13 protein-coding genes are annotated in these 14,041 nt (G+C 66.4%); 1 reads left to right on the top strand and 12 read right to left on the bottom strand.

Annotated features, from left to right (window positions below; genetic code table 11):
- Nucleotides 1-35: 35 nt before the first annotated feature.
- The 10 genes from FFI87_RS30370 to FFI87_RS30325 form a co-directional block, all read right to left on the bottom strand.
- Nucleotides 36-950, bottom strand: coding sequence for a LysR substrate-binding domain-containing protein (locus tag FFI87_RS30370; RefSeq protein ID WP_012372285.1), 915 nt, complete (start codon nt 948-950; stop codon nt 36-38).
- Between the two features lie 136 nt (nt 951-1,086).
- Nucleotides 1,087-1,401 carry a high-potential iron-sulfur protein gene (locus FFI87_RS30365; protein WP_138850846.1) on the bottom strand — a complete coding sequence of 105 codons (315 nt, stop codon included), beginning with the start codon at nt 1,399-1,401 and terminating at the stop codon, nt 1,087-1,089.
- A gap of 30 nt (nt 1,402-1,431) precedes the next feature.
- A complete protein-coding gene (locus FFI87_RS30360; RefSeq protein ID WP_138850845.1) occupies nt 1,432-1,773 on the bottom strand; it encodes a cytochrome C oxidase subunit IV family protein in 342 nt (113 codons plus the stop codon).
- A gap of 8 nt (nt 1,774-1,781) precedes the next feature.
- Nucleotides 1,782-2,504 (bottom strand): heme-copper oxidase subunit III family protein, encoded by a 723-nt coding sequence (locus FFI87_RS30355; RefSeq protein ID WP_138850844.1) that lies wholly within the window; start codon nt 2,502-2,504, stop codon nt 1,782-1,784.
- Nucleotides 2,501-3,112, bottom strand: a complete 612-nt coding sequence (locus FFI87_RS30350) for a cytochrome c oxidase subunit 3 (RefSeq protein WP_138850843.1) — start codon at nt 3,110-3,112, stop codon at nt 2,501-2,503. The genes FFI87_RS30355 and FFI87_RS30350 overlap by 4 nt, the downstream gene beginning before the upstream one ends.
- Nucleotides 3,109-4,875, bottom strand: a complete 1,767-nt coding sequence (ctaD, locus tag FFI87_RS30345) for a cytochrome c oxidase subunit I (RefSeq protein ID WP_138850842.1) — start codon at nt 4,873-4,875, stop codon at nt 3,109-3,111. Before ctaD ends, FFI87_RS30350 begins: the two co-directional genes overlap by 4 nt.
- A 13-nt stretch (nt 4,876-4,888) precedes the next feature.
- Complete coding sequence (locus FFI87_RS30340; RefSeq protein ID WP_138850841.1) at nt 4,889-6,037, bottom strand: c-type cytochrome; 1,149 nt, start codon at nt 6,035-6,037, stop codon at nt 4,889-4,891.
- 340 nt (nt 6,038-6,377) lie between these two features.
- A complete protein-coding gene (locus FFI87_RS30335) occupies nt 6,378-6,893 on the bottom strand; it encodes a hypothetical protein (RefSeq protein ID WP_012372279.1) in 516 nt (171 codons plus the stop codon).
- A gap of 266 nt (nt 6,894-7,159) precedes the next feature.
- On the bottom strand, nt 7,160-7,669 hold the full coding sequence (locus FFI87_RS30330; RefSeq protein WP_011661081.1) for a hypothetical protein: 510 nt from the start codon (nt 7,667-7,669) through the stop codon (nt 7,160-7,162).
- A gap of 48 nt (nt 7,670-7,717) precedes the next feature.
- Nucleotides 7,718-7,960 (bottom strand): DUF3820 family protein, encoded by a 243-nt coding sequence (locus FFI87_RS30325; RefSeq protein WP_011661079.1) that lies wholly within the window; start codon nt 7,958-7,960, stop codon nt 7,718-7,720.
- Between the two features lie 63 nt (nt 7,961-8,023).
- Here FFI87_RS30325 and FFI87_RS30320 point away from each other — a divergent pair, with 63 nt between their 5' ends.
- On the top strand, nt 8,024-8,212 hold the full coding sequence (locus tag FFI87_RS30320; protein ID WP_012372277.1) for a hypothetical protein: 189 nt from the start codon (nt 8,024-8,026) through the stop codon (nt 8,210-8,212).
- Between the two features lie 216 nt (nt 8,213-8,428).
- Here the strand turns inward: FFI87_RS30320 and FFI87_RS30315 are convergent, their stop codons facing one another.
- Nucleotides 8,429-9,091: an OmpA family protein gene (locus tag FFI87_RS30315; protein WP_138850840.1), complete on the bottom strand. Its 663-nt coding sequence runs from the start codon at nt 9,089-9,091 to the stop codon at nt 8,429-8,431.
- Nucleotides 9,092-9,216: 125 nt separating this feature from the next.
- Complete coding sequence (locus tag FFI87_RS30310; RefSeq protein WP_138850839.1) at nt 9,217-13,140, bottom strand: YadA-like family protein; 3,924 nt, start codon at nt 13,138-13,140, stop codon at nt 9,217-9,219.
- Nucleotides 13,141-14,041: the final 901 nt, after the last annotated feature.

Raw genomic sequence — 14,041 nt, 5'->3', positions numbered from 1 at the left:
TATGCGAGCCCCGCATAAGGCGGGAAAACCCCGACTCAGCCGAGCCGGGAAGGTGCCTCGCGCAGGTGCTGCCAGAGCGTGTCGAGGAATTCACTGCGGTTGGACACGTCGCGATACACGCGCAGCTCGACGTCCAGATTCCACGCCGCGGGCCCCGCCGGGACGAGTTCGCCGGCTGCCAGCTCGGCCGCAATCGCGCTGCGTGGCAGCCACGCGACGCCCTCGCCTTCCATCACGAGTTTCTTCAGCACCTCGGCCATGTCCGACTCGTAGTGCAGTTGCAGCGCGGGCGTATCGGGGGCGCGGCCGAGCAGCAGCGCGAGACAGCGGCCGAAGTAGCTGGTTTCCGTATAGGAGATCAGCGGCAGCGGGCTCTGCTTCGTTCCGGGCAGGCGAAACGCGGGCGCCGAGCGCCGGTTCGGCCGGCATGCCGGCATCAACGTGTCGAGGCCGACCGTCAGGTGCGCATACTTCGCGGGGTCGAGATGGAGCGGCAGCTCGGGATGGTGATAGGCAAACATCAGCTCGCAGTTGCCGTTGACGAGCATCAGGATCGAGTCATGGACGTTGGTCGGAATCACGCGCGCCCGCACTTCGCCGAAATGCGGGGCGAGCGCCTTGAGCCAGCCCGGCAGGAAACTCAACGCGATCGTGTGGCCCGCGGCGATCTGCAGGCTCTTGCCGGCAATCCGTTGCTCGGTGCGGATGATGGCCCGCGTGTCGAACAGGCGGCTGAGCACGTCTTCGGCCGTCTCGCGAAACAGCCGGCCCGCCGGCGTCAGCACCGGCGGAAAGCTGCTGCGGTCGATCAGCTCCGCGCCGATCCACTGCTCGAGCGACTGGATGCGGCGGCTGAAGCCCGACTGCGTGACGTTGCGAAATTCAGCCGCACGGGAAAAGCTTTGATATTGAGCGAGCGCGAGGAAGTCCTCGATCCATTTGATTTCCATGATTGCCTTGGCGGGTCGCGGGCGGAGCGGCCCGCGCGTCACCCAGGTCATGGCGAAGCGCAGGCCGACGGACGCTCACATTGTATGTGCTCGCCCCGGTGCGCCGCGCGGGCAGCCCATCACGCCGCCCTGCGCGCTACGCCTTTTTCGCATAGGCGCTGCACCAGCCTTTCGCATTGACCTGCTTGCCGCCGAAAATGGCGCACGGCGCCATCGCGGCATCGGCCTTGCCCTGGTAGAACTGGCAATTCGCACAGGCCTCGCCCGGCTGAAATTTCGGGAACTTCTTACGGTCGACCCGGCTGGCGTCGGCCTTGTAGCCGAGCGCCTGCGCGTTTGCATCGGATTCCTGCACGACAACGGCATCCGCCGCCGCCGCGCGACGGCCCACGGCCAGCGCGGAAGCCAGCACGGTGGTCGCCGTAATGAAACGTCGGCGTGAAAATTTCATGAGCGTCTCCCTTGAACGGATGCCCGGGAATTAGTGAAAGAAGAGTGACCGCATGCCGAACGTGTGATGCGCTTCGGCGGCCATCAGCACCATGAGGACCAGCAGGCACAGCGGCGGCACCAGGATCGCGTACACCAGCGCCAGCCGCTCCCACATCATGTGCATGAAGATCGACACGATCAGCCCGGCCTTCGCGATCATCAGCACGACGATCAGCACCCAGCGCAGCACGCCCTGCACGTGGAAGTAGTCGACCAGATACGACAACGTGCTCAGAACGAACAGCAGGCCCCAGATCTTCAGGTAGACGCCGATCGGATGCTGCTGGCCGTGCGCGGCGTCGGGTCGATCGGCGGAATCGGTGTGGTCCATGGCCTGCCTCACCACAAGTAGAACAACGCGAAGATGAACACCCACACCAGGTCGACGAAGTGCCAGTACAGCCCGGCAATCTCGACGATCTGGAAGTTGCCGTGCTCGGTGAACCCCGGCTGCAGCACCTTGCGTGCGATCAGCAGCAGGTAGATCACGCCGCAGGTCACGTGAAAGCCGTGGAACCCGGTGATCGTGAAGAAGCACGCGCCGAACTGCGCCGCGCCCAGCGGGTTGCCCCATGGCCGGATACCTTCATGGACGATCAGCTTCGTCCATTCGAGCGCCTGCATCGACACGAAGGCCGCGCCCAGCAGCGCGGTCGCCAGCAACAGCACGGCGGCGCGTTTGGCGTTGCGCCGGTAGCCGAAGTTGACGGCCATCGCCATCGTGCCGCTGCTGCTGATCAGGATGAACGTCATGATCGCGATCAGCAGCAACGGCACATCCACGCCGCCCACCGTGAGCCCGAATACCTTGGACGTATCGGGCCACGGCGCCGTGGTCGAGATGCGCACCGACATGTAGCCGATCAGGAAGCTGCTGAAGACGAAGGTGTCCGACAGCAGGAAGATCCACATCATCGCCTTGCCCCACGGCACCTTGAAGGCTTCGCGGTCGCCCGCCCAGTCGGTGACGATGCCGCGCCAGCCGTCAGGCACGGCGTCGGCGGGGGCGATGTCGGCAGATTCGCCGACGGAAGACTCGGTGGGGAGCGTGGGCACGGTCATGGCGCGGCTCCATACAGCGGCCCGCAGATGGCGGCGACGATCGCGGGGGTCATCCACCACATCGCCGCCAGCAGCACGAGCCAGACAGCCAGCAGGAAATGCCAGTAGGTCGCGCACAGCGCAATGGCGCGCTGGGCCCGGAACGGGTCCGCGCGCCGCACAAGCGCGATCGTGACGACCCAGGCCACCAGCCCGCCCAGCACATGCAGCCCGTGCAGGCCGGTGAGCAGGTACAGGAAGCTGTTGGAAGGATTGACGTTGACGGTCTGCCCGGCGGCGGACAGCATGCGCCACGCAGTCAGTTGCCCGATCACGAACAGCGCCGCCAGCACGCCGCCGGATACCAGCCACACCGCGCGGTGCAAGGTCATCCGTCGGGCGCACTGCATCGCGATGCTGGCCAGCACCAGCGCACCGGTGTTCCACCACAGCAGCGCCGGATGCGGAATCGGTTGCCAGTCGGGCTCGCGCATGCGCATCCCATAAGCGAGCAGCAGCAGCGAAAACAACGTCGTGGCCACCGCCATGAAGACGATCAGGCCCGTGCGGCCCGCATTCGGCAAGGCCGGTTGCGCGTCGGGACCGAAGGGGCGCGGCAGCGTGGTCATTCGTGTGCCTCGCCGGAGTGAAGCGTCGGCCGGGCCGGCGCGGGCGCGGGCTCGGGCGCCGTCGCGGGCGGCCGGTTCTGCGGGACGAAATCTTCCGCCTGCCCTGCGGGACTGTATTCGTATGCCCAGCGATAGACGACCGGCAGCGCCGCGCCCCAGTTGCCGTGCGCCGGTGGCGATTGCGGCGTCTGCCATTCGAGCGTGGTGGCCCGCCACGGGTTGCCGTCGGCACGCTTGCCGTGCTTGAGGCTCCACGCGAGGTTGAACAGGAACAGCAGCTGCGCCACGCCGACGATCAGCGCAACGACGGTGATGAACGCATTGAGCGTCTGCGCCGAGTGCGGAATAAAGCTGTAGCCTTCATACGCGTAATAGCGTCGCGGCATGCCGAGGACGCCGAGATAGTGCATCGGGAAGTAGATCGCATAGGTGCCGACGAAGGTGAACCAGAAGTGCAGGCGCCCGAGCGTGTCGTTCAACATGCGGCCCGTCACCAGCGGATACCAGTGGTAGAGGCCGCCGAACACCACCAGGATCGGCGACACGGCCATCACCATATGGAAGTGCGCGACCACGAAGTACGTGTTCGACAGCGGAATGTCCACGCTCACGTTGCCGAGGAACAGCCCCGTCAACCCGCCGAGCACGAAGGTGCTGATGAAGCCGATCGCGAACAGCATCGGCACGGTCAGGTGGATATCGCCGCGCCATAGCGTCAGCACCCAGTTGTAGACCTTCAGCGCCGTTGGCACGGCGATGATCAGCGTCGTGGTGGCGAAGAAGAAGCCGAAGTACGGATTCATGCCGGCGATGAACATGTGGTGAGCCCAGACCACGAAGCTCAGCGCGCCGATCATGACGATCGCCCACACCATCATCCGGTAGCCGAAGATGCTCTTGCGCGCGTGCGTGCTGATGAGGTCCGACGCGATGCCGAACGCCGGCAGCGCGACGATGTAGACCTCCGGATGCCCGAAGAACCAGAACAGGTGCTGGAACAGCAGCGGGCTGCCGCCGGCATGGTTGAGCGTCTGCCCCATCGACACCACGGCCGGCACGAAGAAGCTGGTGCCGAGCGTCTTGTCGAACAGCATCATCACCGCCGACACGAACAGCGCCGGAAACGCCAGCAGCGCCATGATCGTTGCGGTGAAGATGCCCCACACCGTGAGCGGCATGCGCATCAGCGTCATGCCGCGCGTGCGCGCCTGCAGCGTGGTGGTGACGTAGTTCAGGCCGCCCATCGTTGCCGCGACGATGAAGATCGCGAGCGACACCAGCATCAGCACGATGCCCCATTCGACGCCCGGCGTGCCTGGCAGGATGGCCTGCGGCGGATACAGCGTCCAGCCCGCGCCGGTCGGCCCGCCCGGCACGAAGAAGCTTGCGGTCAGCACCAGCACGGCCAGCAGATAGACCCAGTAGCTCAGCATGTTGAGGAACGGGAACACCATGTCGCGCGCGCCCAGCATCAGCGGGATCAGGTAGTTGCCGAAGCCGCCGAGGAACAGCGCCGTCAGCAGGTAGATCACCATGATCATCCCGTGCATCGTGACGAACTGGTAGTAGTGGTTCGCGTCGATGAACGCGAACTTGCCCGGGAAGCCGAGCTGCAGCCGCATCAGGTTCGACAGCACCAGGCCGACGAGACCGATGGCGATGGCCGTCAGCGCGTACTGCACGGCGATGACCTTGTGGTCCTGGCTCCACACGTAGCGTGTCCAGAAGCTCTGCGGGGCGTGATCGGAATGCGCGTAAGTCATGGGGTGTGCTCCGCTAGCGCTGCGCCGCGCTGCTGGCGTCCGGCCCGCCTTGCGCCTTGATATAGGCCACCAGCGCGGCCAGTTCCTGATCGCTCAGGTCGAAATGCGGCATGATCGGCGAGAAACCCTTCACCACGCGGGCAGTCGGGTTGGTGATGAACGCGCGCAGATACGCGTCATCCACTTTCGCGGTGCTGCCGTCGGCCATCGTTTCGGTCTTGCCGTACAAACCCTTCCACGTGGGGCCGACGCGCGGCGTGCCGTCCACGGTATGGCAGGCGATGCAGCCCTTGGCCGCCGCGAGCGCCTTGCCCTGGTCGGCCAGCGCCTGGGCGCTGCCGCCCGCGGCGGCCGGCGCGGCCTGCACGTTCGCCTGCTGCCGCTGCGCGAACGTGGGCTGCCGCGCGAGCCAGCGCGAGAACGATGCTTCGTCTTCCACCACCACCACGCCGCGCATGTTCGAGTGCCCGATGCCGCAGAGCTGCGCGCACAGGATGTCGTAACGCCCGGCCTTGGTCGGCGTGAACCAGAAGGTGGTCACCATGCCGGGCACCATGTTCATCCGCGCGCGGAACGGCGGCACGTAGAAGTCGTGCAGCACGTCGCGCGACCGTGCCAGCACCTGGACCGGCCGATTGAGCGGCAAGTGCACTTCGGATGAATCGATCAGGTAGTTGTCGCGGCCGTTGGGGTCGCCGGGGTTCAGGCCGAACGGGTTGGCGTCGCTGATGTAGCGCACGTTCGTCGTGCCCAGCTTGCCGGCGGGGCCGGCGAAGCGGAAACGCCATTGCCATTGCTGGCCGAGCACTTCCATCTGCAGCACCTTGGGCGGCGGTCGTACGTAGTCCGCATAAACGAAGAGCCCCGGCGCCAGCAATGCGGCCACGCCGATCGAGGTCAGGCCGATCAGCCACCATTCGAGCCGCCTGTTGTGCGGCTCGTACGCGGCGCGACGGCCGCTGCGATGGCGGTAGCGCAGCAGTGCGAGCACGATGAACAGGTTGATCGCGATGAAGAACGCGCCGGTGATGACGAGCGTGATCGTCAGCATGTCGTCCATGCGCACCCAGTTCGACGCGATCGGCGTGATCCACCACGGGCTGGCAAAGTGAAACCCCACCGCCACTGCGATGATCAGGACCAGAGCAATCGCAAGGGCCATAGGCCGCCTCGCTGCGTGTCACGCACCCGAGCCGTCGACACGACGCTGCTGGCGTCGTCGCGCCGCGTCGGCGCATTTCGCATTCGTCGTATCGTCCGCGCCGGCACCTGTGCCGGCGCCGCTTCGCGACGCGCTGCCCACGACGGCTCTTAAGAAAAGGTAGTCCTCTGCCCTGCATCGTGCAAGGCGGCGAAACGCGCAGACGCACGCCGCGCATGTCGCGCACGAAACGCGCGAACGGCGGCTTCGCATGCGGTGATGCGATGCAAAAGCGGCCGCCTCCGGCAGGATTGCCGACGCGGCCGTCTAGCGGGGCCGATGGAGGTTCAGCGCCGGCGCGTCACTCCATCCTGCTCGGCCTGCGCCATCGCTCCAGCTGGCCATAGGCGACGGCTGCAACCACGCCGAACAGCAGGTTCGCCAGCAAGGGGCCGGAACCGCGCTCCGAGATGAACCATGGGAACACGGCCGTCATCACATAAAAGTTCCACAGGTACGCGACGAGCCCGAACGCCAGCCCGATCACCGCCTCCATACCCACGCTCGAATCGAACCGGAAAGGCGCCATGATCGCGGCGAGCATCATCCCCATGAGCGCGCCGAGCACGTAGTGCAGCAGCAGCGCCATCGCGACGATTTCGAGGTTGAATTGCGACAACTGGCTGAGCGCACCGCGGCCCATCACCATCGCGGCGATCTTGTGGGTCGGCCGCCACGGGCTTTCATGGAGCACCAGCGTCGACCAGAAGAATTCCAGCGCGATCACCAGCGCACCGCCCGCGAGGCCGGCCACGGCAGCGGAGACCCAGTCCGGCGTGCGCCGTTCCCAATGGTGCGATTGCATGTGCAGTTCCATATGACCTCCTTGCTGACGGTTCAGCTTCAGCACTCAGGTTCAGAACGCGCCGTTCGCGTCGAAAAATTTGTGCCGTATGCGACTCGGAATCGCCGGGCCCGAGCCGGCGCAGCGCATCGCAACACGTTCGCCCCGCGATTCGGCAACGCCACGGGCGGCCGCGCCGAAACGCAACGCAATGCCGCCCACGGTCGCGGCAACGCGAACATGCGTCCGACGAATCGCGTCGATGAGCGCGGGTGTTCGCGTGTGCCGGTTTTGGCGTGTCAGGGGAAGATCGGCGTCGTGGGCTCGCCGCCTTCCATGTCCGCCTGGGGAAAATGCTGCGCGACCATCTGCGAAATTTCCTCCTCTCGCAGCGGCGGCACGTCGGCCATGATCAGGATCTGGCCTTCCCGGATGGCCTCGCGAAAGCGCGCGAGTCGCCCATTGGGTTCGGCAATGCCGATCATCGCGGCCGTCCACGCGCCGAAACCCGCGCCCGCCACCGTCAATCCGACGACGGCGCCGCCCGCGATCACGAGCTGCGCGGGAGGGAATACCAGCGCGACGAGACCGATGAGCGCGCCTGTCGCGCCGCCGAGTGCGACGCCGCGCTCGAGCGCGTGCACGACATCGCTGCTTTGCAGCAGAGATGCTTCGGGCAACTCATCAAGCGTGACGCTGTGATCGGCGAGAACGTGGATATGGCGCCAGATGATGCGGGCGCGCAGCAAGTCATCGACGATCGCCTTCGCCATCTGCGTATCGGGTACGAGAAAATAAAGGCGTCTCATGTTGGCACCCCTCTTTTGCCAGCGGTTTATCCGCGACAGAGCCTTTTGTTATTTTATGTCAGCATCGGCGGGTGGATAGCCGGGTTTGCGCAGGGGCGCCAGCAGTTCCCTCAGACCGTTATGGTCGATCTCGTGCATCAGCGCGAGCTGTCGGCCGAGTTCGCCGCGCGGGAATCCTTCGCGCGCCAGCCAGTTGAGGTAAGGCCCGGGCAGGTCGGCCAGGAGTCGGCCCTTGTATTTTCCGAAGGGCATGGTAACGGTGACAAGGCATTCAAGGTCGGGGGTTCGCATGCCGGTATTGTGCACGTCTGGCTGCTAGACTGGTATTTCCCCCTGCAAACCCTGGAGGGAATCATGATGTCCGTGTACGTCGTGAAGACCGGCGAGCAATTCCTCTGCACTGCCGAGGACGGCGATATCGGCATGGCACCGGCGATTGAAGATGCGACGTCCTTCGGTTCGTATGAGGAAGCCGAAAAAGCGGCAAATACGCATGCCGACCCCGGATACGAAATCGTGGCCGTCTGCGTGATCCGGCACTGATCGGCTGCCCGGTGTGGTTGATCGCTTGCGTGCCGGACGCAAGTCGCCCGGCGGCAGCGTCGTCCCTGCGACGACGACGGCGACGCCGCGCATGCACCGCGTGACGCATTGCCTTCGTCGCCGTCGCGTATCCGGCGGCGCGGCGCACGGCACGGCCGCCGCGCGCGAACCGTCCGGTTACGACGGCCACGCGTGCGGCGACCCCGTCGCCATGTCTTACTTCTGCAGCGAGATTTCCACCCGGCGATTGCGCGCCCGCCCTTCGACGGTATCGTTCGATGCCGCCGGATTGGCTTCTCCATGCCCGGTCGCGGCAAACGCATCCGCCTTCAGGCCGTGTCCACGCAGATACGCCGCAACCGCATCGGCCCGACGCTTCGACAGCGCTTGATTGTGCGCATCCGAGCCGGTCGCGTCGGTATAACCGTCCACTTCCACGCGCGCGAAATGCCGGTCGCCTTGCTGGTTCAGCAGCTTGTCGAGCGCGGCGGTGGCCGCCGACGTCAGCACGGCCGAGTCGGTCGCGAAATAGGCATCGCCGGTGAGGCTCACCTTCTCGACCGCAGCGGGCGCGGGCGCTGCGGCCGCGGCGACCGGCGCGGGTGCCGCGCCGCACTGGAACACCATCGAGTGCGGATCGGCGCCGTCGCGGTACGGCGTCGTGGTATCGACCACGCGCACGGCGTCGTTGCCGCACATGCGCGTCGCGACCTTCATGCAGGTCTTCGCGCTCGACAGGATGCCGTGACAGTCGACGCGGAAGGTGCGGATGCCGTCACGGGACTGCAATTCGTATGCGTTGTAGGTCGGCCCCGACGCGCTCGAACAGGCAGCGAGGGAAACGACGGACGCCAGCAGGGCAAGTTGGATGTTTTTCACTTGATTACTCCGAAAATGCGATGGGCGCAGCGCGTGCGGCGCGATGGCGCGGCCGCATCCGCGTGCGGTTGCGTTCGACGTGGTCCGCTCCGGCAGCGCGTGCCGGAACGGACCGCCGCGCGCGATTACTTCCACTGATACAGCACGCCCGCGCCGACGACGCGCTGGCTGCCTGCGAAGCCGCCGTTCAGCGTCGCCTTCAGGTTCTCCGTGAGACGCGCCTGCACGCCGACGGCCATGGCCTTCTGACCCTGGAACGTCGCGGTACCGACGCCCATCGCGAAGTTCGAGTCGCGGTCCATGTGCGGAATCGACGCCAACGCGGCCGTCGCGGCAATCCCCTCACGCGCCATCGAATCGGTCTGCTGGATCTGCTGCTGCATCTGCGAGATCTGGTTGTTGACCGTGTTCAGCGACTGCGTGAACTGGTTCGAGACCGCATTCAGCTGGTTCACGTTCACCGCATCGGTGCCCTGCGTGCCCGCCGCGACGTTGACGACCTGTCGCGGCGAATCCGCCGAGCCGACCGCGACGACGTTCGAGCGGCCGCCGTCGTTGCTGCCCGCGCCGACCGCCGTCGAGTTGTTGCCCGATGCGATCGAGCCGACGCCGATCGCCGTCGAGCCGTTGCCGGACGCCGTCGAACTGTTGCCGACCGCCGTGCTGTTCGAGCCCGATGCGACCGCCCCCGAACCGCCCGCCGACGAATTCGAACCGCTCGCCCCCGGCGGCACGTTGCCGCCCGGCGGGTTCGTCGTGTACTGCCCGCCGAGATTGGTCGTGCGTTGCGTAATCAGCGTCGTCAACTGGTTCGCGACCGAGTCGAGCTGCGACACGTTCACCGCGTCCGTGCCGTTCTTGCCGGCGGCGAGGCCCGTGATCTGCCGGTTGCCGATATTGATTTCACCGGCCGACGACTGCGGGCTGCTCAGGCCGTACGCGACGTAGTTCGTCAGCGCGCCGACCGTGGTCAGCGAACCGGCGCCCAGCGCGACGCTGTTCGCGAGCGTCGCCGACGCACCGGCGCCGAGCGCGAGCGCATCGGTGGCGGTGCTGTGCGCACCCGAGCCGAGCGCGACGCTGCCCACGCTGACCGCCGACGCATTGGCACCCTGCGCGACCGACTGCGCGCCGAGGGCCGACGCACCGCTGCCGAGTGCGATCGCATCGGCCTGCGCGGAACTCGCGGCCTGCCCGATCGCGACGCCGCCGGGTGCGGTCTGGTCGACGATCGCGCCGTTGCCGATGCCCACGCCGTTGTCGCCGTTCACCACCGTCGTCGGCCCGACCGCGACCGATTCCGCGCCGACCGCGAGCGAGTCGCCGGCCGTCGAATTCGCGTGGAAGTACTTCTGGCCCGTGACCGCGAACGACTGCAATGCACCGGTCAGCTGCCGTACCGTCACAGCGTCCTGCTGCCCGGTGCCGTCCGCGACGTTGGTGATCTGGCGATACGTGCGGTTCGTCGTGTCGCCCACCGACACCGCGCCGAGCAGCGTCTGATCCGTCGTGTTGAACGGAATCGCCGCGGTGCCGTTACGGATGATGCCCGACGACGGCGCCGTCGGCCGATCGGCGACCGAACCGGAACCGAGCGCGATGCTGCCGTTCACGAGCGAGATCGCGTTCGGGCCGATTGCGACGCTGTCGACGCCGATCGCCTGGCTGTCCGGCGCGGTCGAGTTCGCGTGGAAATACTTGATGCCGTGCGCGTTGATGTTGTCGACCACGGAACCGACGTTGTTGTTGATCGTGGTCGAGCCGTCGCTGTTGTACGTCACGTACGACGGCGCCGAAATCGTGCCGGTCGTCGGGTCGTAGGTCGAGCCGCCGCCGATCGCGCCGGCCGTGCTGTTGCCGAGATTGGTGTTGTTGTTCACGATCGAGCTGAGGCTCGTCGACAGCGAACCGATGCCCGTCGACGTGGCGGTCGACAGCGAGGTGAGGTTGCTGTTCGTCGCGCTCAGGCCGGTGGACAGCGAGCCGATGCCGGTGGACGTCGAAGTCGACAGCGACGTGACCGTGCTGTTCGTCGAGCTCAGGCCGGTGGACAGCGAGCTGAGGCCGGTCGAGGTCGACGTCGACAGCGACGTCACCGCGCTGTTGGTCGAGCTCAAGCCGGTGGACAGCGAACCGATGCCGGTCGACGTCGACGTGGACAATGACGTGATCGCGCTGTTGGCCGACGACAGCCCCGTCGACGTGGACGTCGACAGCGACGTCACCGAACTATTGGTCGAGCTGAGGCCCGTGGACAACGAACCGATCCCGGTCGACGTCGAAGTCGACAACGACGTGATGCTGGACAACGTCGACGTCGACAGCGAAGTCACCGCCTGGTTCGTCGCATCGAGCTGCGAGCCGTTGATCGCATCCGTGCTCGTCGAACTGATGCGCCCGGCCGCGACGTTGGTGATCTGGCGCTCGGTGCCCACTCCGCCGACGCTCACGACGCTGACCGGATTGACACCGTTGAACGTATACGTGACACCGCCGATGGTGGCCGAGGCGGTCGGATTCGGCGCGGCCGTCACCGATCCGGAGCCGAGCGCGACGTCGTTTGCATTGTTCGCCACGGCGGACGCACCGAACGCCACCGCACCCGCCGCTGCCGCCGTCGACGTATTGCCGAGCGCGACGGACCCGATGCCTTGCGCAATGTTCGAATTGCCGATCGCCACCGCGCCGTCGCCGTTCGCGGTGTTGTTCGAACCGGCCGTGACCGCGCCGGTGCCGATAGCGGTGCTCGGGTCGCCGATGGCGACCGCGCCGTTGCCGCTGACGGTCTGGCCAAAGCCGAGCGCGACGGCGCCGGTGCCGCCCAGGACCTTCGACAAGTTGCCGCCGGCGATCGAGCCGGCACCTGCGCCCGCGGCGACCGAGTTGCTGTCGCCGATCGCGACGGTCGACGTCGCCGCCGCGACGCTGTTGATGCCGACCGCCGTCGAATTCAATGCCGACGCCGTCGCGCCCGGCCCCAGCGCACTTGCCGAGATACCGGTCGCGAGCGCGAGATTGCCGAGCGCAACGGCATACTGCTGCGTCGCGGTCGACTGCACGCCCATCGCGATCGAACTGAGGCCCGATGCATTGGCGTTCAGGCCGAATGCGGCCGCGTTGTTGGCGCCGGCCGTCGTCCCCGAGCCCATCGCAATCGAACTGGTGCCGAGAGACTGCGTGCCCGAGCCCGGCACGCCCGCGATGCCGCCCCAGCCGATGGCGATCGACGACGTACCCTTCGCCCCGCTGTTGACGCCCATCGCGACCGCCGAGTTTCCGGAAGCGAGCGCGCCGCTGCCCACGGCAACGGCGGCCGAGCCCGAACCCGTCGACTGGTTGCCGACCGCAACGGCGCCCGTGTTCGTCGCATTGGACATGAAGCCGAGCGACAAGCTTTGCGCGCCCGCGGCGACCGAACCCAGGCCGAGCGCTGCCCCGTACTGGCCCGATGCGGTCGCGTTGTTGCCGAGTCCGATCGCGGCGAGGCCGTTCGCGGTCGCACCGCTACCAATCGCCACCGCACCGCTTTGCGTCGCGTTCGACAGATTGCCGATGGCAACCGAGAAAGCGCCGCTGCTGATCGCCTGCACGCCCAGCGCCGCGCTGTTGAGGCCGGTCGCCTGCGAGTTGATGCCGATGGCCGTCCCACCATCGGCCATCGCACGCGCGCCGGGGCCAATCGCCGTGGACGACTGGCCCGCCGCCGTCGACAGGTTGCCGTAGGAGGTAGCATTCACTTGCGACGCTACGGACCCGTTGCCGATCGCGGTCGAACTGGCGCCGCCGGTCGCGGAGCCACCACCTGCCGAATATTGCGCATGCGCACCGGCCTGAAACAGCCCGAGATACGCGGCCGCCGTCATCACGACGAGCCGCCTGGGCGAGAGCGCCGGCTTCGTCGCGATGCACGCGACGGCGCACGCGTCTGCCGCATGCGCGGACGCGCTTCGCGACGACGCAACCCGCTTGCCGCGCGCGCGATCGAGCTCGGACGCCGCAACCCACGCCCCCAGTGCTTCGTTCCAGATCGACTTGAACGACTTGTTCATCTTGTTTTCCCTCGGTTCACATGTGCTGGATGACGCAACAGCGAACGCGGCCGGGAGCTGACCGTCTCCATCTTCGTTGTCTCCCGTCTCGCGACGCCACGCTACTTGCTTCGTATACCTAACTGAACTGCTGAACGGCTCTGCACGACACGCGCGACACACGTCGCGATCACACGACCGCACGCCGCCCGTGTCGGACGACACGATGCACGGCGACGACCGCGGGTTATCGAATCATGGAAGTCGAGCTCGACGATCAGGCGGCGGCGTGCGGGGCGGCGCAGCGCCAAAAAACGCGTGCGCACGCCGTTGCGCCGGCCCGTGGGCGGCGAACTCGAATTTCATGAGGAAGCGTCGGTGGACAAAAGCCGCGCCGAATACGCCGGGCGGCCCGTCCTGGGTCATTCAGGGGGAGGATGACGTCGCGCGGCCCCGGTGGATGAAGCATGCGCCGCCGGACCGCGGACGCTGACAGCCGCCGCCGGTTCGGGCGAACCGGTGCTGTGATCTGCCGTGCCTTTCATATTCATGTTTTTCGTGCCGCCTGATTCGAGAGCGCGCCCGCGCGACCGCCGCCTGAAGGACCGAACTGCCCGGCGGCCGACGCGAACCCACCCACCCCTTTCCGTCCAGGCGCGCGCCGGAGATTCCGGATTTCCGGAAAAAAACGACGATAGGCCGGACGACCCCTGCATCGAATTAATCGACTGACTTTCTTTAACTATTTCTTGTTGCCTTGTATGTCACACTCTCATCAGCTTCTACCCCATTCCCTTCATCTCTTATATCAAGCCAATTCGAAGGGTGGGAAGCTTGCACTGCCCTCGTGCCGACCCTCGTCGCAGCACCGGAATCCCGGAATTTGAGATTGTCAGCACTCGATGTCACATTGAATATTGCG

The sequence above is a fragment of the Burkholderia sp. KBS0801 genome (assembly GCF_005937855.2).
Lineage (GTDB): Bacteria > Pseudomonadota > Gammaproteobacteria > Burkholderiales > Burkholderiaceae > Burkholderia > Burkholderia ambifaria.
The sequence above is the reverse complement of the archived record's forward strand: the minus strand, read 5'-3'. Positions and strand labels throughout refer to the sequence as shown.

Excerpts from the sequence above, each read along its gene's own strand:
- FFI87_RS30370 (WP_012372285.1), bottom strand. The coding sequence starts at position 950 with ATGGAAATCAAATGGATCGAGGACTTCCTCGCGCTCGCTCAATATCAA.
- FFI87_RS30365 (WP_138850846.1), bottom strand. The coding sequence starts at position 1,401 with ATGAAATTTTCACGCCGACGTTTCATTACGGCGACCACCGTGCTGGCT.
- FFI87_RS30360 (WP_138850845.1), bottom strand. The coding sequence starts at position 1,773 with ATGGACCACACCGATTCCGCCGATCGACCCGACGCCGCGCACGGCCAG.
- FFI87_RS30355 (WP_138850844.1), bottom strand. The coding sequence starts at position 2,504 with ATGACCGTGCCCACGCTCCCCACCGAGTCTTCCGTCGGCGAATCTGCC.
- FFI87_RS30350 (WP_138850843.1), bottom strand. The coding sequence starts at position 3,112 with ATGACCACGCTGCCGCGCCCCTTCGGTCCCGACGCGCAACCGGCCTTG.
- ctaD (WP_138850842.1), bottom strand. The coding sequence starts at position 4,875 with ATGACTTACGCGCATTCCGATCACGCCCCGCAGAGCTTCTGGACACGC.
- FFI87_RS30340 (WP_138850841.1), bottom strand. The coding sequence starts at position 6,037 with ATGGCCCTTGCGATTGCTCTGGTCCTGATCATCGCAGTGGCGGTGGGG.
- FFI87_RS30335 (WP_012372279.1), bottom strand. The coding sequence starts at position 6,893 with ATGGAACTGCACATGCAATCGCACCATTGGGAACGGCGCACGCCGGAC.
- FFI87_RS30330 (WP_011661081.1), bottom strand. The coding sequence starts at position 7,669 with ATGAGACGCCTTTATTTTCTCGTACCCGATACGCAGATGGCGAAGGCG.
- FFI87_RS30325 (WP_011661079.1), bottom strand. The coding sequence starts at position 7,960 with ATGCGAACCCCCGACCTTGAATGCCTTGTCACCGTTACCATGCCCTTC.
- FFI87_RS30320 (WP_012372277.1), top strand. The coding sequence starts at position 8,024 with ATGATGTCCGTGTACGTCGTGAAGACCGGCGAGCAATTCCTCTGCACT.
- FFI87_RS30310 (WP_138850839.1), bottom strand. The coding sequence starts at position 13,140 with ATGAACAAGTCGTTCAAGTCGATCTGGAACGAAGCACTGGGGGCGTGG.